The 19,342-nt window shown below is 57.4% G+C and carries 18 protein-coding genes; 5 read left to right on the forward strand and 13 right to left on the reverse strand.

The genetic code is table 11. The features are described 5' to 3' along the window. Positions 1-18: 18 nt before the first annotated feature. The 4 genes from DWA01_RS08950 to DWA01_RS08965 form a co-directional block, all read right to left on the reverse strand. Entirely contained in the window at positions 19-1,014 is a 996-nt protein-coding gene (locus tag DWA01_RS08950) for a Bug family tripartite tricarboxylate transporter substrate binding protein (RefSeq protein ID WP_160115990.1), read from the reverse strand. 90 nt (positions 1,015-1,104) lie between these two features. Next, complete coding sequence (locus DWA01_RS08955) at positions 1,105-1,878, reverse strand: sulfite exporter TauE/SafE family protein (RefSeq protein WP_235008486.1); 774 nt, start codon at positions 1,876-1,878, stop codon at positions 1,105-1,107. Between the two features lie 7 nt (positions 1,879-1,885). Then, positions 1,886-2,830: a substrate-binding domain-containing protein gene (locus DWA01_RS08960; RefSeq protein WP_235008487.1), complete on the reverse strand. Its 945-nt coding sequence runs from the start codon at positions 2,828-2,830 to the stop codon at positions 1,886-1,888. 74 nt (positions 2,831-2,904) lie between these two features. Continuing rightward, positions 2,905-3,591, reverse strand: coding sequence for a fumarylacetoacetate hydrolase family protein (locus DWA01_RS08965; RefSeq protein WP_114285502.1), 687 nt, complete (start codon positions 3,589-3,591; stop codon positions 2,905-2,907). 133 nt (positions 3,592-3,724) lie between these two features. On the opposite strand from DWA01_RS08965, the gene DWA01_RS08970 reads away from it, so the two are divergent. Beyond that, positions 3,725-4,453 (forward strand): FadR/GntR family transcriptional regulator, encoded by a 729-nt coding sequence (locus DWA01_RS08970; protein WP_114285503.1) that lies wholly within the window; start codon positions 3,725-3,727, stop codon positions 4,451-4,453. A gap of 937 nt (positions 4,454-5,390) precedes the next feature. Here DWA01_RS08970 and DWA01_RS08975 read toward each other — a convergent pair. The 6 genes from DWA01_RS08975 to DWA01_RS09005 form a co-directional block, all read right to left on the reverse strand. Further along, entirely contained in the window at positions 5,391-6,302 is a 912-nt protein-coding gene (locus DWA01_RS08975) for an ATP-grasp domain-containing protein (RefSeq protein WP_114285504.1), read from the reverse strand. A gap of 614 nt (positions 6,303-6,916) precedes the next feature. Then, positions 6,917-7,723: a glycerophosphodiester phosphodiesterase family protein gene (locus tag DWA01_RS08985; RefSeq protein ID WP_160115991.1), complete on the reverse strand. Its 807-nt coding sequence runs from the start codon at positions 7,721-7,723 to the stop codon at positions 6,917-6,919. A 180-nt stretch (positions 7,724-7,903) separates the two neighbouring features. Then, positions 7,904-9,010 (reverse strand): ABC transporter substrate-binding protein, encoded by a 1,107-nt coding sequence (locus DWA01_RS08990; RefSeq protein ID WP_114285507.1) that lies wholly within the window; start codon positions 9,008-9,010, stop codon positions 7,904-7,906. Between the two features lie 39 nt (positions 9,011-9,049). Continuing rightward, on the reverse strand, positions 9,050-9,877 hold the full coding sequence (locus DWA01_RS08995; RefSeq protein WP_114285508.1) for an ABC transporter permease: 828 nt from the start codon (positions 9,875-9,877) through the stop codon (positions 9,050-9,052). Then, positions 9,874-10,731, reverse strand: coding sequence for an ABC transporter permease (locus tag DWA01_RS09000; protein ID WP_200832532.1), 858 nt, complete (start codon positions 10,729-10,731; stop codon positions 9,874-9,876). The genes DWA01_RS08995 and DWA01_RS09000 overlap by 4 nt, the downstream gene beginning before the upstream one ends. Next, a complete protein-coding gene (locus tag DWA01_RS09005) occupies positions 10,728-11,945 on the reverse strand; it encodes an ABC transporter ATP-binding protein (RefSeq protein ID WP_235008491.1) in 1,218 nt (405 codons plus the stop codon). The genes DWA01_RS09000 and DWA01_RS09005 overlap by 4 nt, the downstream gene beginning before the upstream one ends. Positions 11,946-11,995: 50 nt before the next feature. On the opposite strand from DWA01_RS09005, the gene DWA01_RS09010 reads away from it, so the two are divergent. Next, positions 11,996-13,111: an ROK family transcriptional regulator gene (locus DWA01_RS09010; protein WP_160115992.1), complete on the forward strand. Its 1,116-nt coding sequence runs from the start codon at positions 11,996-11,998 to the stop codon at positions 13,109-13,111. Positions 13,112-13,463: 352 nt separating this feature from the next. On the opposite strand, the gene DWA01_RS09015 is transcribed toward DWA01_RS09010, so the two are convergent. Beyond that, the gene (locus tag DWA01_RS09015; RefSeq protein ID WP_114285511.1) at positions 13,464-14,363 is read right to left on the reverse strand and encodes an AraC family transcriptional regulator; all 900 of its coding nucleotides are present in this window, start codon (positions 14,361-14,363) and stop codon (positions 13,464-13,466) included. 164 nt (positions 14,364-14,527) lie between these two features. Between DWA01_RS09015 and DWA01_RS09020 the strand changes: the two genes are divergently transcribed. From DWA01_RS09020 to DWA01_RS09030, 3 genes are all read left to right on the forward strand, one after another. Then, positions 14,528-15,349 carry an SDR family oxidoreductase gene (locus tag DWA01_RS09020; protein ID WP_114285512.1) on the forward strand — a complete coding sequence of 274 codons (822 nt, stop codon included), beginning with the start codon at positions 14,528-14,530 and terminating at the stop codon, positions 15,347-15,349. Between the two features lie 190 nt (positions 15,350-15,539). Further along, a complete protein-coding gene (locus DWA01_RS09025) occupies positions 15,540-16,001 on the forward strand; it encodes a (2Fe-2S)-binding protein (protein WP_114285513.1) in 462 nt (153 codons plus the stop codon). Between the two features lies 1 nt (position 16,002). Then, positions 16,003-18,183, forward strand: coding sequence for a xanthine dehydrogenase family protein molybdopterin-binding subunit (locus DWA01_RS09030; RefSeq protein WP_114285514.1), 2,181 nt, complete (start codon positions 16,003-16,005; stop codon positions 18,181-18,183). A gap of 407 nt (positions 18,184-18,590) precedes the next feature. On the opposite strand, the gene DWA01_RS09035 is transcribed toward DWA01_RS09030, so the two are convergent. Both DWA01_RS09035 and DWA01_RS09040 read right to left on the reverse strand, forming a co-directional pair. Continuing rightward, positions 18,591-18,989, reverse strand: coding sequence for a hypothetical protein (locus DWA01_RS09035; RefSeq protein WP_114285515.1), 399 nt, complete (start codon positions 18,987-18,989; stop codon positions 18,591-18,593). Positions 18,990-19,000: 11 nt separating this feature from the next. Beyond that, a complete protein-coding gene (locus DWA01_RS09040) occupies positions 19,001-19,246 on the reverse strand; it encodes a VOC family protein (RefSeq protein WP_136057705.1) in 246 nt (81 codons plus the stop codon). Between the last annotated feature and the right edge of the window lie 96 nt (positions 19,247-19,342).

Consider the following 19,342-nt stretch of genomic DNA (forward strand, 5'->3'; position numbering starts at 1 on the left):
GCCGCTCCAAAAACCGCCTTATGCGCCGCTCAGAAGAGGTTTGTATTTTGCGCCAAGCTCGAGCATCGCAGTCATGAACGCACCGCATTCCTCAACGCCGCCGTAGTTCAGGTATTCCGGCGTGCCTTTTGATGCGATATAGGCTTCCAAAAGCGCCGGATCATCGAACGTGGCCTTAAATGTCGATGTCAGCGTTTCAAACCTTTCCGGGAAGTCATCGGCGGCTTTTTTGTGAATCGCAAAGGCGCGGCTCGACAACATTTCAGGCAGATCGGTCCCGTAAACGTCATTCATGCCAGGCGCATTGTGCAGCCGCTCACCGACCCGGTTTTCACCAAAGACCAGCAACGTCTTGACCGCTTCGCCTGCCGCAATAACCGACCCTGAAGTCAGCACCGAGAAATCAACCTCGCCCGTGACCGCGCCGGCGACAGTGTTCTTGCCACCCGACAGGGGGATCAGGTTAAAGTCGGCACCGGTTTCTTCACCCAGGGCCAGCAGACCTATAGAGGCCGGATGTGCCATGCGGCTGGTGCCAACATTCAGGCGGCGCTTCTTGCCTTCGGCGATGACGTCATCGAGCGTCTTCAACGGGCTTTCGACACCGACAAACAGGCAACCCGGATCCGTGTCCACGCGGCCAAAGTAGAAATAATCGTTCACATCAAAGCTGGGCGCCTGCATGGCCCAGTTCAGGACTTCGGGGCCCATATTTCCGAAGATCAGGCTATAAGCATCCGGCGCTTTCTTACCCATATACACTTCATAGCCGACCCGGCCCGACGCGCCCGGGAAAAAACCCGGCTCAAAATCTGCGTTGAGTTTATTTTTCCAGATGCTGGTGAACGCCCGGAAATTCCGGTCCGCACCACCGCCTTCACGTGTCGGAATTATCACGCCGATATTGCGGTCAGGATAGCCGGCGGCACGGGCAATCTGTGGCGCCGCCAGCGCAATGCCAGTAGCCACAGCACTTGTTCCCAGGAAAGTGCGACGGTTCAATGTTCGTTTCATAATCATGGTCTCCTCCCAGTCTTATTCTTGAGTTGCGCAGATATTTGTTCCCCCGCGCGGTTTGCGCATTTGCCATACGGGGTTTGCAACTTATCCGGCTCCCTCCTGGACCGAGCGGGCAATAAACAAGGCGTTTCCCCCGGCATAGATCAACCGCAGTGCCAACAAGGTGAGAGTGATATTAAGGGCGAGGCCAAAATGTTTTTCGTCTATGCGCGTCAGGACCATCCGTCCGGCAAACGTGCCCAGAACTCCAAAAGCGACCAGCAACGCGATCAGTCCCGCCCATGCTGAAAAGGCAAAGCCTAGAAAACCAAAAGCTATGGTTTTGAGCAGATGTTGCACCGTCATCAACATCGCATGGGTGGCGACATAGCTGTGACGCTCAAATTTCTGGGCCTTCACATAGGTCGCGACGAAGGGCCCGGTGCCCCCAAAAAACATCGTCAGAAAACTGGAAAAAACGCCCGTGACCATGCCCGAGCGGCGCAAAAACTCCGGTGGCTTTGACAATACTGACCACAGGATAAAACCGCCGACGCCGATCTGGATCCAGCCCGCATGCAATTGCACGACGAGTGATCCGCCCAGTAATATGCCGGCCACGGCCCCGACACTAAATCCGCCCAGAAGGTCAAGCCGCATGTATTTCAGCAGCAGCGCCGCGCGGCCGGTGTTTGAGCCCAGCTGCACCAGCCCGTGCACTGGCACGATGGCCGCTGCGGGCAACAATGTTGCAAGCACCGCCAGCATCACCGCGCCGCCGCCAATGCCGAACGCCACGGTGATGAACGAACTGGCAAAACTGACCGCCAGCAGCGTCGCTGCGATTGGCCATCCCAGCCCGGCATGCAGCGCGTCCATCAGCATCTCATGTCTCCAACACGGTAGGATGAAACAGGGCCTCGGGCTGCAGGAGGGCTGCAGCAAGGTGCTGATCGTGAGAATAACGGCATATTGCCTCGATTTCAGCTCTGTTGCGGTTAAAACCATAGCTCCAGTAATCAGTTCCGAGAGCGGCCAGAGTGCGTTCCATTGAGGCACCCAGCCAGGGCAGTGACAGCCGGTTGGCATTGCCCAACCATATCTCCCGCAGACGCTGCAGCGCCAGATCGCGGGCCGTGACAAAGCCGTCGTACAGCGCGCGGGCCAGCCAGGGGTGATCGTCGGCAATCGTCTTGCGCAGACCTATGAGATGCATGATCGGGAAAAACCCGGTGTTCCGGTGATAGGCCTGCTCAGCAGTCTCGAAATCAGGGATCAGCCGGATCACGTCAGGGTGCCCGTCCAAAAACGCTTTGGGCGGTTTCGGGGCCAACAGCCCGTCAATCTCACCGCGCAGCAGCAGGTCCTGCAGGGTATCGCCTGCGGCAATGGGCTCCACGACCATTCCTGGTGGCAGTTTCAACTCCAGCCGCTCGCGCCGCACTCCAGCGTCCAAAGCACCGGTGCACCAGTGAATGCCCGAACAATCGACGCCATATTCATCCGCCAGAATACCCCGCATCCACAGCGCGGCGGTCATCTGATATTCCGGAACACCTATCCGGCGCCCGGCGAAATCAGCAGGGCTATTGATGCCCGATCCGGCGCACGCAAAAAATCCGCTGTGGCGAAAAGCCCGGCTGACAAACGCTGGGATCGCCACATAGCCCGAGCCGCCACGCGACAGTTGCATAATATAGCTGGACACCGACATCTCGGTGATGTCAAAGCGCGCCTCCTGTACCGCCCAGGGGAACAGTCTGGCTGTAGGATGCAGCTCGCATTTCAGGGTGACGCCAGGGATCTGAACGCGACCATCATGCAACGCCATGACGCGGTCATGATCCCAGGTGCCAAGCGTGAGTTCCAGTAGTCTACCCTCCCAAACCGGCGCGACGCGCCTTGCTAAACGACCTTCACTTCCATGCGGCCCAGGCCTTCGATACTCATCGCCATCACGTCGCCTTTTGCGACTGCGGCCACCCCGGCAGGCGTGCCAGACAGGATCACGTCGCCCGCGGCCAGTGCAAAATAATTCGACAAATAAGAAATCATTTCAGGAACCTTCCAGATCATCTGGTTCAGGTCACCCTCCTGGCGGATTTCATCGTTCACTCTGAGCTCGACGCGCCCCTGATTGGGATGACCCACCGCTGAAACCGGATGCACAGGGCCACAGGGCGCTGAACGCTCAAACGCCTTGCCGATTTCCCACGGCCGGCCCATCTTTTTCTGTTCGCCCTGCAAATCGCGACGGGTCATGTCCAGCGACAGCCCGTAGCCATACACAAGCTCCAGCGCCGAGCCGACCGGGACGTTGGTGCCCCCCGACTTCAGCGCAACCAGCATCTCGGTCTCGTGATGCACATCGTTGGAATGCGGCGGATAGGGAAATTCGCCGGACGAGTCGAGGTTGTTGGGGTTCTTTTGAAAGAAGAACGGAAGTTCGCGGTCCGGGTCGTGGCCCATTTCAACTGAATGCGCTGCGTAGTTCCGGCCGATGCAATAGATCCGTCGCACCGGAAAAAGCGCCTTGGTTCCGGCAACAGGAATGCCCACAACTGACGGAATTTCGATCACGTAGTCAGACATCCATCACCTCGTTAATCCAAGGAATTTCGAATCGACCTTAGATCGGCATTGGTGAAAAATCAATCCGGACCAATTTTTGCCGATGCAGCGTTATTGTTGCCAGGAGCCATAGATCGGTGCTAAAACGACCAATATGGCGAAATTGATCAATCAATTTTCTGAACCTCTGGCATCGCTCGCCCAACGCGAACCTTCGGACCTGCAGCGGGCGATTGCGACGCTGCGCGGCTTTATCTCGGCGGGTTCCTACGCTTCGGGGGACCGGCTGCCGTCCGAGCGAGAGATGATCGGGACACTGGGGATGAGCAGGTCGTCGCTCCGAAAGGCGCTGGATGCACTGGAGCGCGAAGGCGCGATCTGGCGCCATGTGGGAAAAGGCACCTTCGTGGCCGATCATGGCGACGGCAATGGTACCGGTGTCCTCGCGGCGCTCAGCCATCAGATGACACCGATCAGGATGATCCAGGCACGGCTGTGCATCGAACCTTCTCTGGCGCGCGAAGCGGCAATTCATGCGTCGCGTGAGGCTATCATCCGCATCAAACTGGCCAGGGATGCGGCCTGGGCTGCCACCAACTGGGCCGATTACGAGGCACAGGATGACCTCTTTCACCGCGCCGTGGCCGAGTCGTCGGACAACATCCTGCTGCTGTCGCTCTTCGATCAGCTCAACTATGTACGCCGCGCTGTGGCGGGCAGCGCTGTCGTACGTGGCTCTGCGCTTCCTCCGCGTGATCACTCCAGTTTTGCCGAACACGAACAGATCGTCACTGCCATTGAGGCGCGCGATCCCGAGGCTGCGCAAAAAGCCATGCGTCAACACATCGGAGCGGTATCCACGCGACTCTTTGGAGAAGGATGACAACGGGCTGCACAAGCCTCATTGTCAGACAAACTTGCCTGGCGTGGTCAGGCCTTCATCTCGCGTCTGGCCATGACCAATCGCAACCCCTTTCGCCGCATGGAGACCCGCCCTGAGATCGTTCGTCCGGCGGGGAAATGTATGTCCGATTTTCGACCTTCACGTCGAATTGTGCTTGTTGCATCGTTGTTGACTGAGGGCCCGGAGCAGCCGTTTTTTGCGCCGGCCTGCAGGTCCGCTGAGCGGATAATCCTGCCATTATTTTCTCAACCCAACGTGGCGGGAACGGCCCGGAGCGGACCTTCATTCCGGCCGCACCGAGCTTCTTTCGCCATAGCTGACCTTGACCAGGCATTGCTCCTGGTCGCTCCAGGCCGATGTGGGTGGATGTCCGGCTCGCTCATGGGGTCGCATAAGAATTTCTAATCCATCAATTCCGGCCCTGATCTCTGCACCAGGCGTTTATTGGATTGCGCCTCGCTGCGCAGTCTTCCTGGCAAAACGCTCCGAATACGCCAATTGAGGGTGTAGCAAGTTAAAACCACAAAGTTACACATTGCGGTTTCATATGCAGAGTCTTCTGCATCAATGGAACGCGCATCTTCTCCCCAAAACCACAATCCGGAAAACGCGCCATGGCTGATGGCAGCTCGAGGGCGCATAGTCCGGGCCTCCGATCACTGCGCCTTTTGTATCCGCCGCTCCCGGGGCGAATCCTGGTCCCGTGCAGATGTTGAATACGTTCAATCAACGCGCTTCACGGGCGGTTCTGAGAAGAGCAGGTTTCGACCGGGGCGGCGAACCATGAAGCCAGAGTTTCATCGTCGGGTAGTTTAATTTTAGATGCCACAGACGGTTCCTGGCAGGAGGCGCCGGGCTATGCTGATGACGGGCGGAATCCGGATGCGCGAGACGGCCGGTTGCTGAAGTTTTCCGGTTAAGCGTCGCGGACTTTCAACAGTTCCTGACCCAGGAAGTCAGCCAGCGCTCCCATCCCCGAGACATTCATTTTGGCTTCCGCGCGGCTGTTATAGTTGGTGTTGGTGTTGAGATCATAACTGTAAATTTCGCCCTCGGCGTCGCGAATGAATTCGATAGCGGCAACTTCAATGCCATTGGCGGCAAGGCAGGCGCTGTATTTGGTGAGCACGGGGTCGTCGAACTTCTGGAGAATCTCGAACCGCTCCCGCCCGTCCGGCAGGTCGCACGCATCTGCGGGGCACAGCTCAAAACCCAGGCTCGTATTTACACGCACAGCATAAAGGAATTGACCGCCAATGAATTCGCAACGGGTGATGGCAGGTTCGCTTGCACGCACGTATTTCTGGACCAGCCAGAGACCGTCAAGCGGTTGTTCTGTGGCCGGATTATCAAGCAGCGCGGGGAGCTGGGCGATGGTCTCGATCAGTTGCACGCCCGCGCCGGCGCCGCCACGGTTGGGTTTGAGTATGAAAGGCAGCTGCCGCAGGTCGCGGGCGGCCTGGATCACTTGCTCACGGCCTGTCGCGCCAATCGTGCATGGTGTCTGAATGCCATGGGATTCCAAGGTGGCATATTGCGCAAGTTTATCAATCTCAAGCCGCAAAGCCCCGGTGCCATTGATAACGCGGCGGTCAAAAGACTCCAGCCACCGGAGAACCTGACTGGTCAATTCCGGCGCAAAGCGGTGGTCGCGTGTGTGTGATGATGCGCTCATGCGATTGTAGAAAATACCGGTGGGCGGGGGCGCCTGCGGATCAATACGGCCTGCGTCAAGATGCCAGTTCTCATATGGCAGTTCACGGGCGCTCAATTCCCTGAACAACGGCTCAGTCCAGGCCTCGTTCTCGTGAAGGACGTGGATTTTCATACGTCACCGCCTCAGCGTACGTTGTGTATAGTGCCACGATCATAGCAAATAATGCGCATTTCCGGAAATCACACGAAACCCATTATCTGCACGCGGGGGGGCCAATGTATGTACATTCGGGCCGTGGCGATCACCGGACTGCTGGACGCGGCTTAAACCTGTTTGGGGCTGAACCGGCTGGCCGGGCGGGACGGGCAGGGCGTCGTTGCGGTTCGCTCCGAACAGCGAATATTGGCACTCTGTTTCAGAACAGTCTGTTGTTTCCCTGTCTGTCGGCCGGTTCCAGCCTGGCTTTTGGCCTGCGGCGCCCAACACACCGTGGCGCGCGGATCTGTGCCGCTCTGACCGGGATCGGCATTGAGGGGCCTGAAACAAGCGATCCTGCCACATTGTCCGGCGGCCAGAAAACCCGGGTTGCGTTGATGCGCACTAACGGAGGCGATCACCTGGACCCGGCTCATCGGGATTTTTCCTGGACAAAAGACTAGGGACGTTGACAGCCACGCCTGTGGAATTAGTCACTGGTAAAATTGACTGTTCGCAGCAAGGTTGTCCGCAGTGGCCGGATCATGTTTCCCTGTGACGGCTGAAACTGAGGCAGGCAAAGCATTGGCTCAGTTTACGCCTGCCCGGATCGTTTCCATGTTCCCGGATTCAGCTGGCGCGTTTGCGTTTGGCGTGTCCGTCAGTAACAGCGGGTCATCGGTCAAAATCTGTTGGACGCCTGCAGCAAGCAGCTGACTGGCCCGCACCGGATCATTCACTGTTGCCACCCCGAATTCCACAGAGGAGGAGGCGATGGTCTCCAGCGCGGCCTCATCAGTGAAAACGTCATTCACATGGATGATCTGCACGCCGGTTTCTTCGGCAAGCTGATCGGGATTGCGCGGCACACAGGTCAGCGCCAGCGCCAGCGGCATCTTTGGCATTCTTTCAGCGACCCGGCGCAAACAGCGTTCGGAAAAGCCGGAGATAAAGATTTTGGAAGCGGTTTCGGCCGGCCAGTAGATCTCAAGCTCATCACACACCAGGTCAACCAGCTCGGCTTCACGCCCTTTGGTTTCTTTCAGCTCCAGCTGAAGATTGAGGCCGAGGTCGCAAATCATGCTGATGAATTCCCGCAGGGTCGGCACCTGCAGCCCAGAGAATTCCGGCGCCATCCAGGACCCTGCATCCAGCTTGCGGATAGCAGCCAGATCGGCTTGAGTCACGTAGCCGCAGCCATTGGTTGTCCTGTCCAGTTCAGCATCATGTATCATCACCAGCTGATTGTCGGCGGTAAACTGAACATCAGTTTCAATCCAGGACACCCCCATGCCGGCGGCCGCTTTCACGGATTCAAGCGTATTTTCCGGCCAGTATTTTGAAGCGCCGCGATGGGCGATCAGACCTGATTGAACAAGGGGTAAGGAGGCTGTCATTTTCACTGTATCCTGAAATGTGACCATGTCGCTGCCATAGCGTTCCGCGACCGGTTCACCTGTATATTATCGGATCTGCACGCCGCCAGCATGCGCAGTCGGGAGTAACTGCAACTGGCGGCGTGTAGGGTGATCTTCGTCTCCCCTGGGAGGAGGGGAGCTTGCGAAGACCGGCCTGTCTTAACGGTTGAGAACCACCTCTTCAATAAAGGTATCTTCAACTCTCTGCTTGAACGGCTGGCCCGGCCATGCCTGGCTGAAGGCGCGCTGCGAATTGGGCACAAGTGCTTTGGAATCATCAGCGTCAGCATGCATTGGCGCGGTGCCAAACCGCGCGTTGAAACCGGCCTGAACTCTGGCGGACGTCAACCAGTCGATGAACACCAGCGCCGCTGCCGGGTTGGGAGCGTTTTGAGGAATAGCGACCCCGTTGCCGCCGCCGGACATACCCATTTCAGGGATGTAATAGGCGATTTCCTTGCGCACTTCGCCCCGGTTCTGCAGGCCGGCCAAGTGATCTTCCCAGGCGGGAACCATCCACAGTTCGCGGTCGCTTACCCGGTTGATACTGTCAATGTTGGACGCTGTTATTACGTAGTTTTCAGCGTTGTCATTAAAGAAGTCGATGCCGGGCTGAATGCCTGCCAGTTTTTCATCAACCGGGGTGTCGCCGAAATAATCGATGCCGGAAACCACGCGCAGAGTGTTGTGGAAGAAAGAGGGGCCTGAGCCGCCTTTGACGTAGTTAAAACCGAATTTTTCCGGGTTTGTCGTCCAGAAGGCGGCAAAGTCTTCCGGGGTCTGCGGCAGGTCAGCTTTGGCCACCATATCCGGATCATAGGCGATGCCGGTCTGGTTGCCCCAATAGGCGAACACATAACCTTCGCCTTTGATGCCGGTCACATCCTGCGTGCGGCCAGAAACATCGGGCAAAGCGCCGTCAATCTTTTGGAAAAGCGTTCCCAGTGGCCAGATGTCGACATTCTCATAGCCGAACGCAATCACGTCGATGTCACCGGTTTCACGATCTTTTTCGGCAATCAGCTTGTCAATATTGCCAGCGGCCGTGCCTTCGGGAATCGAGACTTTGATGCCCGTTTCTGCGGTGAATGCCTTGGCAACATCGCGGAACTCATCCTGGAAATACCAAATGAACCAGGTCAGTTCACCTTCGGATTTCGCCTGTGCGACGATCTCGTCCCACGACATATCATCAAGACTGGCCGACATGGCAAAGTTTGCCGAGGCCACCAGGGCAATCCCGGTTGAGAGCAGTTTCTTTAACATTATAGTTCCTCCAGAGTTGGTCGTTTGTGTGTTTGCGGGTCAGCCTTTGCCGGAGCTCAGGCTGGGGTTGGCAGATTTCAGAAGCCGCTCAAGGATCAGCATCATGATGACGTTCGGCACGATCAGGATCAGCGCCAGAACTGCAGCATTCGGCCGGACAAAATCCTGACCCAGCGTTGAGAACAGCAGCGTCGGAACCGTCACAAAACTGGGCGAACCGACGATGAAAGCGATGGCGAACTCTTCGATGGACTGAATGAACACGATCAGCAGCGCCGCCATGATCCCCGGTTTGAGAGCGGGCATGTAAGCAACCTTCCAGCGCTCGATGGTGGTGGCGCCCAGGTCACGTGCTGCATCAATATGATCCTGGCGCACCTGTTCAAAACTGACAGTCATAATGCGGATCGCATAGGGCATCAGAATAACGCTGTGGGCAAAAAGGATCGCGCCAAACCGCCAGGCGTGAAGCCCGAGCTGAAAGATGATCGACGAGAAGAAAATCGCGGTGACAAAACCCGGCACAACCAGCGGCAGCAGTGTAATCAGCTTGGCGACTTCGCGGCCGGGGAACTGGATCCGGCCCAGCGCATAGGCTGTCGGGGAGGCCAGAAGAAGCGTGACGATTGCTGCGCTCGGCGCCAGAACGTAGGAGTTGAACAACGCCGGTCTGAGCGACGAATTTTCCCACATATAGGCCCAACGGTAGGTCGACATGACCGGAGGCAGCAATTTGTCCGCCGTCCAGGGTTCGACCGGATCCACCAGAGACCAGAGCACCGCCATGGTGAAAGGGATGATAAGCCAGACAGCACAGACGGTTATCAGGCTGTACATCAGGATCTTGTTGATTGTTGCCTGTTTCATTTGATTCGCCCCCCTTTCAGAATAATTCGGGTCGCAAAGGCAAGGAGAGCGGAGCCGATCAGCGCCACCGCCATCAGAGTTACCCCGACAACAGCCGCATCATGCCAGCGGCCACTGTCTTTGAAGAACACCATGAACTGGGCCAGAGACTGCCGGTTGGTCGGTCCGGCGATGACCTGAAAGGAAAAGTCCGCCACGGCACCGATAAAGATGATCACCAGAGCCGCCTGCATTGAAGAGATTGTCAGCGGCGCGATGATTTTGCGGAAACGCGCCATGGTGCCGGCGCCGAGATCGCGGGCTGCGTCCAGCACATCATCGCTGATGCTCTGCACTGCCCCTGTCAGCAGCAGCAGCGCAAATGGCATGTTTTTCCAGGTCTGCAACACCAGAATGCCATAGCCGTTCCGGTCGTTTTGCAGCCGGTGCGGTGCGTCCCAGAACCCGATCCACTGCATGAACTGGTTCAGGATGCCGTTATAAGAAATAACATTGATAAACAGGAAAGCCGCCACCAGACCCGGCACCAGCAGCGGCGCCTTGAGTACCGCACCGATCAGCAGTGAGCCATTGAACGGTTTGCGCAGCCAGATCGCCAGCGGATAAGCAAGAGCGACCGAGAAAAGGGCGCTGAAAAACCCAATATAAATCGAAAACCGGACCGATTTATAATACGCTTTCCGTCCGAGCATTTTGTCCCAGAACTCGAAACTGAACTCGCTTTCGCCCATCAGACTGTAGTAGCCAAGCGACTGCGCCACGGCCATGTAGATCACTGTCCCGATCATCACGGCGATCAGGCCGACACCGGGCGCCAGCAGCGCCAGCACGGTTATCCATTTTTTGGCGGTCACTGGATGGCCTCCAGCAGGATCAGATCCGACGGCTCAATCGAACAGTTGATATTCTCGCCGGGGTAGATACCCGGATCCGAAGTTTTCAACCGGTATCCGTTGCCGCCGATATCGACAAACAAATCTGTGTAGCTGCCCTGGAACTGCCGCTCTGTGACTCTGGCGGTAAAGCTGTTGACCGGGGAGTCGACTAATTTAACCGCTTCCGGCCGCCAACACACTTTGATGTGTTTAGCCGCCGGAGTGCGGTCACTTTTGGACACCATTTCACCGATCGGGGTTTGTAGCGCCCAGACGCCGGGCTCTGTTTCGCCGGTCACTTCGGCATTCATAATGTTTGCCCCACCGATGAAGTCGGCGACAAAACTGGTGCTGGGCGCATTGTAGAGAGTTTCCGGGGGGGCGACCTGCTCGATCACCCCGCCGTTCAGCACCATCACGCGGTCTGACATCGCCAGCGCTTCGGACTGGTCATGGGTCACATAGACCGCAGTCAGATTGTTCTCTTGCTGAATGCGGCGGATCTCAACACGCACTGAATCGCGCAATTTTGCATCCAGATTTGACAGTGGTTCATCAAACAGAATGACGCCGGGCCGCATGATCAGTGCCCGCCCGAGCGCGACACGCTGTTGTTGCCCGCCAGACAGTTGGTTCGGCAGTTTATCAAGCTGTGCGTCAAGCGCCAGTTGCCCGGCCATGTCTTGCAGGCGCTGTTTGCGTTCGCTGCCGTTGACCCGTTTCTGCTTCAGGCCAAATTCAATATTATCTTTAATCGTCAGATGCGGAAACAGCGCGTAGGACTGAAAACAAAGCGCGGTGTCCCGGTGCTCAGGAGGCGTCAGCGTGACATCCTCATTGGCAATTTTGATAGTTCCGTTGGTGGGCTTCAGGAAGCCGGAAATAAGTTTCAGCAGCGTTGTTTTCCCGCAGCCGGAAGGACCCAGCAAGGTGACAAACTCACCTTCTTTGACACTTACCGAAATGTCTTTGAGCGCCGTAAAATTCCCAAAGCGCATCTCCAGACGGTCAATATCAATCGTGCTCACGTGGTTCTCCTCCCAAGACGCAAACGTTTGGCAGTCGCCCGTTCGCTTATTACCCATAATGTGTAATAAAGGGATGACGCGAGTCAACGAGAATTTTCCGCGTCGACGTAAAGGACTGAAACTACTTGGAAATGATGAAGTTTTTTGATAGTGATGGCAGCGCATGTCCAATCGGATGTGCGATCTGTCTGCGGATAGAACAAGGGAGTAGCGTTTTGAAAAGGGCAGACCGATTGTCGTTGAGCGAAAGCGAACGTGACATCATGAGCATCGTACGTGCTCGTGGGCCGATCGCCCGATCTGATATAACCGAATTCACCACACTGTCGCAGCAGTCGGTGCACCGGCTGGTGGAAAACCTGACCGACCAAAAACTCCTCAGCAGTCAGAAGGCCGTCATCAAAGGCCGTGGCAAACCCAGTCCTCAGGTTGTGCTGGATGAAGCTTCAACCTATTCGCTCGGGGTCTCTGTACGCCCGGACAACGTTCAGTTGATAGCCGTCAGCCTTGCCGGCGCTGAGCTGCGACGGGCAACATTGCAGTCCCAGCCAAATGACCGCGAGAGCATCATGGCGGAAATATGCCGTATCGGGTCCGAGTGGTCCAAAACGCCAGAGTTTCGCGCGCGGACCGCCATCGGGGTAGGGGTTTCGATTCAGGGCTATCGCATTTCGAAAATGAACCAGTTCACAGTGCCGCTTCCGACCAAAAGCTGGTCAGGAATTCCGATTGATGATTTGTTCGCTGACGCTTTGGGCATCGCCGCATTCACTGAAAACAACGCCACATGCGCCGCGATCGCAGAACATCACAACGCGCTTGGCGACAATTCTCGGAACATGGCTTTTCTCTCCTTCAACTTTGGTTTTGGCGCCGGGATTGTGAACAACGGTGCCTCAGTGATCGGCGGTTTTGGCAACGCAGGTGAGCTTGGGGTTTTGATTCCGGATGACGAGTTTAAACACCGCCCGGCACTCGGAGAACTGATCAAGCGGTTGAATGACAGTGGCGTGGAGCTTAGTGGCGTCCCTGAACTGCAACAGAAATTTGACCCTTCCTGGCCGGCTGTCGCGGAATGGCTGAAGGAAATCTCGCCCACACTCGATCTGACGATCAGAGCCATAAGGGCTGTTGTTGATCCGGAAGCAATTTATTTTGGCGGTGAAGCCCCTGCCGGATTGCGCAATCTGCTGATTGACACGTGCGAGCGCCCCAGAGAAAACCGCTACGGTGAAGTGCTGCCATTTCCAGAACTTTTGCCCAGCCGGTTCAATGGTGATGCCGCGATCTACGGCGCCGCCATTCTTCCGGCCAGACAACTGGTGTTCTGAGCCACAGCTCTCGGGGCATTCCGTCACCCGAGCGTGGGATCGGACGACGTAACTGTGGACATGCCGGCGCGACGCTCAATGCGGCGGCCAACGCGTCTTTGATGTGAATTCACCTGCGTATCGGTTTGTTGTCCTGTCGGATCGTTTTTCGTCTCGGTCGATCCACTTGCGCTGCTGGTCCGGTTTGCCGCGGCCAACTCTGTTTGACTATGTAACACCGGCGGGGCGGTTCCATTCCGTGTTGCACCGACCCGTTGAAACCGTTGCCTATTGTGGGCTTTGGAGCTGGAAGCCTTGTATCGAACTTGGCGAATATTCAGTGGCGCGTTTTCATCCAATCGGCCGCCGGAGGTTAAGCTGGAAATCCGGCGGGCACCGGTACTGTTTTGTCATCGCGGGGAGATACGCCGAATTTACGTGCGTATTCGCGGCTGAATTGCGTGGGACTTTCATAGCCCACTTCAAAGGCCGCAAGCGAGACGGATTTTGTACCCGCCGTCAAAAGGCGGCGGGCCTCCATCAGTCTGAGATCCTTCTGGTATTGTAATGGCGTGGTGGAGGTAACTGCCTTGAAATGCTCGTGGAAAGCAGACTGGCTCATTCCCGCGGTTTCAGCCAGTTCAGCAACAAGAATATGTGTCGTGAAATCGCTGCGGATCCTGGCTATGGCTTTCGATATCCGGCTGGCCGGGCTGTCGCGCCACAGAAACTGACGCAACATGCCGCCATGGCGGGCCCGCAGCAGCCGGAAGTGGATTTCCCTCAGCACAAGTGGCGCCAATGCCTGTGTTTCCACCGGATCGTGCGAGATCCGGAAAAGCCTTGCCATGGCATCCACAAGCGCCGCGTCGGTTTGCGCCACATCAATAGACCGCAGCTCGTCGCCGGCCAGTTCGGTTTCGCCAATTTCGTCATAAAGGCCGCGCACCAACGCCAGATCAAGCCGTAGCACCAGGGCGGCGTAGGGCAATTCCCGCGTTGCCTCTGTCACCCCGGCCACGACCGGGACGGCATGGCTGACAATCACTGACTCGCCGGCGCCATATTCGATACGTCGCCTGCCCAGTTGGGCCTCTTTGCGGCCCTGAAGGACCAGGCACATGATTGGCTCATACAGCGTTGCTGCACATGTGGTCGGGGCAGAGTCACAAAAAACGAGCAACCCATCGACACCGGTCTGGCACGGTTGCCCAAAGGCGCCACGGGTCTCCGCAAATTCGCAAACCTCAGAAATCAGCTTTTTTTCGACCATCAGGCGCTTCCTTATTACCCGCTTTTTATAGGTCAGATCACGTCCTTACCGAAGAGAAAACCCGGGTCTCTGGAGGATTGGGCACGTCTTTCGGAGGATGAGGCAGGGCGATTTCAGCCGCCGTTGCTATTTGTTCTGACAGAGGCGCAGAGGAGTAAAGCGACATGACTAAGACTATTCTGATTACCGGAGCCTCCACGGGGATCGGCAAATCAACCGCAAAGTTCTTTCAGGCCAGGGGCTGGAATGTGGTCGCCACCATGCGCCGCCCAAATGATGAAACGGAGCTGACCGGGCTGGAAAACGTGCTGGTCACCCACCTCGATGTCACCGACGAAAGCTCGGTCAAGTCGGCTGTCAGCGCCGGTCTGGAGCGGTTTGGAAAAATCGATGCGCTTTTGAACAACGCCGGCTACGGCGCCTGGGGGCCGCTGGAAGCATTCTCTCTTGATCGTATCCGGCAGCAGTTTGAAACCAATGTGTTTGGGTTGCTGGCAACGATGCAAGCCGTATTGCCGCATATGCGTGCGGCCGGGGCGGGCGTGATCGTGAACGTCAGTTCGATCGGCGGCAAGATGACTTTCCCGCTTGGCACCATTTACCATGGCACTAAATATGCAGTTGAGGGCATCTCTGAAGCGATGACCTACGAGCTTGACCGGCTGGGTATCAAAATGAAAATCGTCGAACCTGGCGTGATCAAAACCGATTTTGCCGGCCGCTCTCTGGACTTTAACAATGACGAAAGCATGCTGGAATACCAGCCTGTCGTGCAACTCGCCAAGGCAAATATGGCCGCGGCCGCTAATGGCGGTTACGGCTCTGAACCGGAGCTCGTCGCCGAGGTGATCTGGAATGCGGTCACAGATGGCACTTCGACGCTGCGCTATCGCGCCGGGGCGGATGCCGTGGCCCTGCTGGACCAACGCGAGGCACAGGACGACGAGACCTTTTTAGGCGCCATGAAGCAAAACATGAGCCTGTGATTGCGCTTCACCGCAGGCACCATCCGAGGAGGCACATGAATGAATTTCGAAACAACCAAAACAGATGGGATGGTCGATGTGAGTGTTGCTGCCATCGACGTGAGCAATGCGGAGGCCATCAAGCGTGGACCTGCGCAAACCTTAGAACAATCCTGACAGATCCCGCCAGCCCCAACGGAGACCACAGATTATGACGATTTCCTTGAACCTGAACGGCCAGACGCACCGCGTCACGGCCGAACCCGGCACGCCTCTTTTGTGGGTGATCCGGGATGAGTTGAAACTGACCGGCACCAAATTCGGCTGCGGCGTGGCTGCCTGCGGCGCCTGCACGGTTCACCTTGATGGTGAACCCGTCCGCGCGTGCCAGACCAATATCGAAGATGTCGAAGGCGCCGAAATCACCACCATCGAGGGCCTCAGTTCCAGGGCCGCCGCCGCGGTTCAGACGGCCTGGGCCGAGCTGGATGTGGTGCAGTGCGGGTACTGCCAGTCAGGGCAGATCATGTCCGCCACAGGGCTTCTGAGCGAAAACGCCAGGCCCACTGTTGAGGACATCGACGAGTACATGAATGGCAATGCCTGCCGCTGCGCCACCTATCAACGCATTCGGGCCGCAATCCTGCGCGCGTCTGAGATCATGGAGGCCTGATATGACTGTGAACACTTCCCGCCGCGGATTCCTGCAAACCGCCGCCGCCGCTTCTGCCGTTCTGGTCCTGGGCGTTCGCCCGGACGGCGTGCTCGCCTCGGGCACCGCGGAAACCACCATGCTGACCCCATTTATCCGCATTGGCGCGGATGGCCGGGTGACGGCGATCGTGAAACATTTTGAAACCGGCCAGGGGCCGGCTACGGGCCTGACCACGCTGATTGCGGAAGAACTTGGCGTCACGATGGAGCAAATCGGCTATGATTTCGCGCCCTCCGACCCGCAGGTCTATAACAACCTGATGTTCGGCGCCTTCCAGGGCACCGGCGGCTCAACCGCGATGGCAAATTCCTTTATGCAGTACCGCCAGGCCGGCGCCGCCGCCCGCGAGCTTCTGATTGCCGCAGCCGCGCAGGAGTGGGGTGCCGATCCATCCGTTCTGATGATCGAGGACGGTGTGGTGTCCGGCGCAGGCAAATCCGCTCCGATTGGCGATTTTGTGGCAATTGCCGCAACCCTGGATGCCCCCGCAGATCCGCGTCTGAAAGATGCCGCCGAATTTAAGCTGATTGGCAACGCGCAGGTGCGGCGCAAAGATACACCGCCAAAGATCAACGGCACCGCCAAATTTGCGATGGACATGCAGCTGGACAACCAGATGGTCGTTGTGATTGCCCGCGCCCCGCGTATGGGCGCGACTGTTACCAGTTTTGATGACAGCGATGCGCTGCGGATTACCGGCTTTATCCGCGCCGCCACGTTGCCAAACAAGGCAGGCGTTGCCGTCTATGCAGAACATACATGGGCTGCACTGCAGGCACGCGACGCTCTGGATGTGCAATGGGATATCAGTAACGCCGAAAGCCGCAGCTCGGATCAGATCCGCGACCAGCTTATCTCGGCGGTGAATGCCGATCCGGAATATGCGATCACCGCCACCAGCAGGGATGAAACCGCCGCAAAAATCGACGGTGCGGCGCAGATACTGGAGGAAACATTCTATTTCCCGCTGCTCGCGCATGCTCCGATGGAACCGCTGACCTGCACGATCGAACCGCTGGCGGATGGTGGTATCATCCTGCATGATGGCGCACAGACGCCCACCGGTCCGCATATGGCGCTGTCGCAGATCCTGCAGCTGCCAATGGAGAAAATCCAGATCAAGACAATGTTTGCCGGCGGGTCTTTCGGGCGGCGCTCCACCCCCACAGCCGACTACCAGGTTGAAGCCGGCCTTGCTTTTGCGATGACCGACCGCAGCCGAGCGGTCAAACTGGTCTGGTCGCGTGAGGATGACATTCGTGGCGGGTATTACCGTCCGGCCGTGGCGCATAAGGTGCGCGTCGGGCTGGATTCAGCGGGCGAAATCACCGGTTGGGATCACCGTATCGCGGCGCAATCCATTATGAAAGGGACGCCCTTTGAGGGTGCTTTTGTGCAAGACGGGGTGGACTTCAGTTCGGTCGAGGGGGCTGCCGACACGCCCTATCAGATCCCCGGCCGGTTTGTTGGGCTGAGCGATGTTGCCAAGGCCACGACGGTGCTGTGGTGGCGCTCAGTGGGCCACAGCCACACCGCCTTTGTGATGGAAACCATGCTGGACATTGCGGCCAGGGCTGCCGGGCGCGATCCGGTCGCATTCCGCCTGGCTTTGCTGGAAGGTGGCGGCTCTGATCAGGCCCGCCTGGCCGGGGTGCTGAAACTGGCTGCCGACAAGGGTAATTGGGGCAAGTCTGATCCGGGGCGCAGCCAGGGCATCGCTGTCCACAAATCCTTTGGCAGTTTTGCGGCCCAGGTCGCTGAAATCTCGCGCGATGAGGACGGCAATGTGAAGATTGAAAAGGTGACCTGTGCGATCGACTGCGGGTTGGCGGTCAACCCGGATGTGATCAGGGCGCAGATGGAAGGCGGTATCGGCTACGGTATCGGTCACGTGATGCGCGACGAAATCACCCTCACCGATGGCGAGGTGGATCAGTCGAATTTCCCTGATTACGAGCCGCTGCGCATCGGCGACATCGCGTCAATTGAGGTGCATATCGTGTCGTCGGCTGAGGCCCCGACCGGCGTGGGGGAACCCGGCACACCGCCGTCGGCCCCCGCGCTGGCCAATGCCATCGCCGTCTCTGGCCCGAGGATCACCCATCTGCCGATGACTTCCGGCGACGTTGGTTTCATCTAGACCGCACCCCGCACCTGGCGCATTTTTCGGCAGGTGCGGGAATCATCAGGAGAACATCACCCCCCTGGGCCAAGAACGGCAACCTGTCCTGAAACTGGCCAGAGGCCATATCGCCCGCCGGATTGCCATTTGAGACACCCGATATGGCTTCCCCGGATCCGCTGGATCAATCCTTATCCATCGAACGCGTCGCAACGCGAACCGCATCACGTCTGAATTTGCCGCTGTATCCTGATGCCATCTCTTGTCTCTTTCATTGCGAATATTGCTCCAGAGAGACCAGAACTATATCGGGGCAAAACCAGACCTCAGCATAGAATTTGACAATCCCTCCAAGATCGGCCCAACTTTCCCAAACGGTCCGGGGTGGCGTCGCCACCACCCGGGACATATTGATGTCTGATTTTTCACTCCGCTCCACGGTAAATTAGACCCAGCAGCATTGCAAAGAGGCCGAACTGGGCGAAGAGATATGCTGTTTCCATCACAATAAAACCGGTCGCATCCGGGACATTCTGCTTTGCCACCAGTGCCAGAACATGGGACGTCCAAAAAAACAGGCCCATCAATCCAGCGAACTGAAAGGCCCTCACAAAGCCGGCGCTACCAGTGTGAAACAGCGGGTAAATCAATGCGAGGGCCACGCCCTGAATGATGATCGTCGCCAATCCGAGTGCCACACTGGGTTCACCCTCGAAATAGCCAAAATCCTGGTATTTTTCTTTAAAGACACCGAGGTGCCAGGCAAATGCCAGCGGGAATACGATCACGATATAACCCGCTGCAGCCAGGAGTGTTTTTGTCACGGTTCAGATCCTCACATTCCTGGTGCGCGTTTCCAAAGCGCCATGGCACTGCCGCCCGGATCGCGGATAAAACTTGCGTCACCTGCAGGGCCTTTTAGATTTTCGGCAATGACTTCGGCCCCATGCTGACGGGCATTTTCCACCGCAGCTGGCAGATCATCGACTTCAAGATAGGGCACCCAACCGGAAACGCCGTCCATTGCATCGCAGGTGGCTGAAAAGGGCTTGTCCTGGCCCTCTGCAGTCAAAAACGTCATGGGACCGATATCTGCGGGGGCCCAGCCAAAAGCATTTTTTAGAAAATCAGTTGTCGCGGGCCGGTTCCCGCCAATGTTGTCGAACCAAACGAAGGG

This window comes from Candidatus Halocynthiibacter alkanivorans, assembly GCF_003333265.1.
Taxonomy (GTDB): Bacteria; Pseudomonadota; Alphaproteobacteria; order Rhodobacterales; family Rhodobacteraceae; genus Halocyntiibacter_A; species Halocyntiibacter_A alkanivorans.

What these genes read in the sequence shown, in the direction of transcription:
- DWA01_RS08950 (WP_160115990.1), bottom strand. Translation starts at nt 1,014, where the DNA reads ATGAAACGAACATTGAACCGTCGCACTTTCCTGGGAACAAGTGCTGTG.
- DWA01_RS08955 (WP_235008486.1), bottom strand. Translation starts at nt 1,878, where the DNA reads ATGGACGCGCTGCATGCCGGGCTGGGATGGCCAATCGCAGCGACGCTG.
- DWA01_RS08960 (WP_235008487.1), bottom strand. Translation starts at nt 2,830, where the DNA reads ATGGCGTTGCATGATGGTCGCGTTCAGATCCCTGGCGTCACCCTGAAA.
- DWA01_RS08965 (WP_114285502.1), bottom strand. Translation starts at nt 3,591, where the DNA reads ATGTCTGACTACGTGATCGAAATTCCGTCAGTTGTGGGCATTCCTGTT.
- DWA01_RS08970 (WP_114285503.1), top strand. Translation starts at nt 3,725, where the DNA reads ATGGCGAAATTGATCAATCAATTTTCTGAACCTCTGGCATCGCTCGCC.
- DWA01_RS08975 (WP_114285504.1), bottom strand. Translation starts at nt 6,302, where the DNA reads ATGAAAATCCACGTCCTTCACGAGAACGAGGCCTGGACTGAGCCGTTG.
- DWA01_RS08985 (WP_160115991.1), bottom strand. Translation starts at nt 7,723, where the DNA reads ATGACAGCCTCCTTACCCCTTGTTCAATCAGGTCTGATCGCCCATCGC.
- DWA01_RS08990 (WP_114285507.1), bottom strand. Translation starts at nt 9,010, where the DNA reads ATGTTAAAGAAACTGCTCTCAACCGGGATTGCCCTGGTGGCCTCGGCA.
- DWA01_RS08995 (WP_114285508.1), bottom strand. Translation starts at nt 9,877, where the DNA reads ATGAAACAGGCAACAATCAACAAGATCCTGATGTACAGCCTGATAACC.
- DWA01_RS09005 (WP_235008491.1), bottom strand. Translation starts at nt 11,945, where the DNA reads ATGCGCTGCCATCACTATCAAAAAACTTCATCATTTCCAAGTAGTTTC.
- DWA01_RS09015 (WP_114285511.1), bottom strand. Translation starts at nt 14,363, where the DNA reads ATGGTCGAAAAAAAGCTGATTTCTGAGGTTTGCGAATTTGCGGAGACC.
- DWA01_RS09020 (WP_114285512.1), top strand. Translation starts at nt 14,528, where the DNA reads ATGACTAAGACTATTCTGATTACCGGAGCCTCCACGGGGATCGGCAAA.
- DWA01_RS09025 (WP_114285513.1), top strand. Translation starts at nt 15,540, where the DNA reads ATGACGATTTCCTTGAACCTGAACGGCCAGACGCACCGCGTCACGGCC.
- DWA01_RS09030 (WP_114285514.1), top strand. Translation starts at nt 16,003, where the DNA reads ATGACTGTGAACACTTCCCGCCGCGGATTCCTGCAAACCGCCGCCGCC.
- DWA01_RS09040 (WP_136057705.1), bottom strand. Translation starts at nt 19,246, where the DNA reads ATGACGTTTTTGACTGCAGAGGGCCAGGACAAGCCCTTTTCAGCCACC.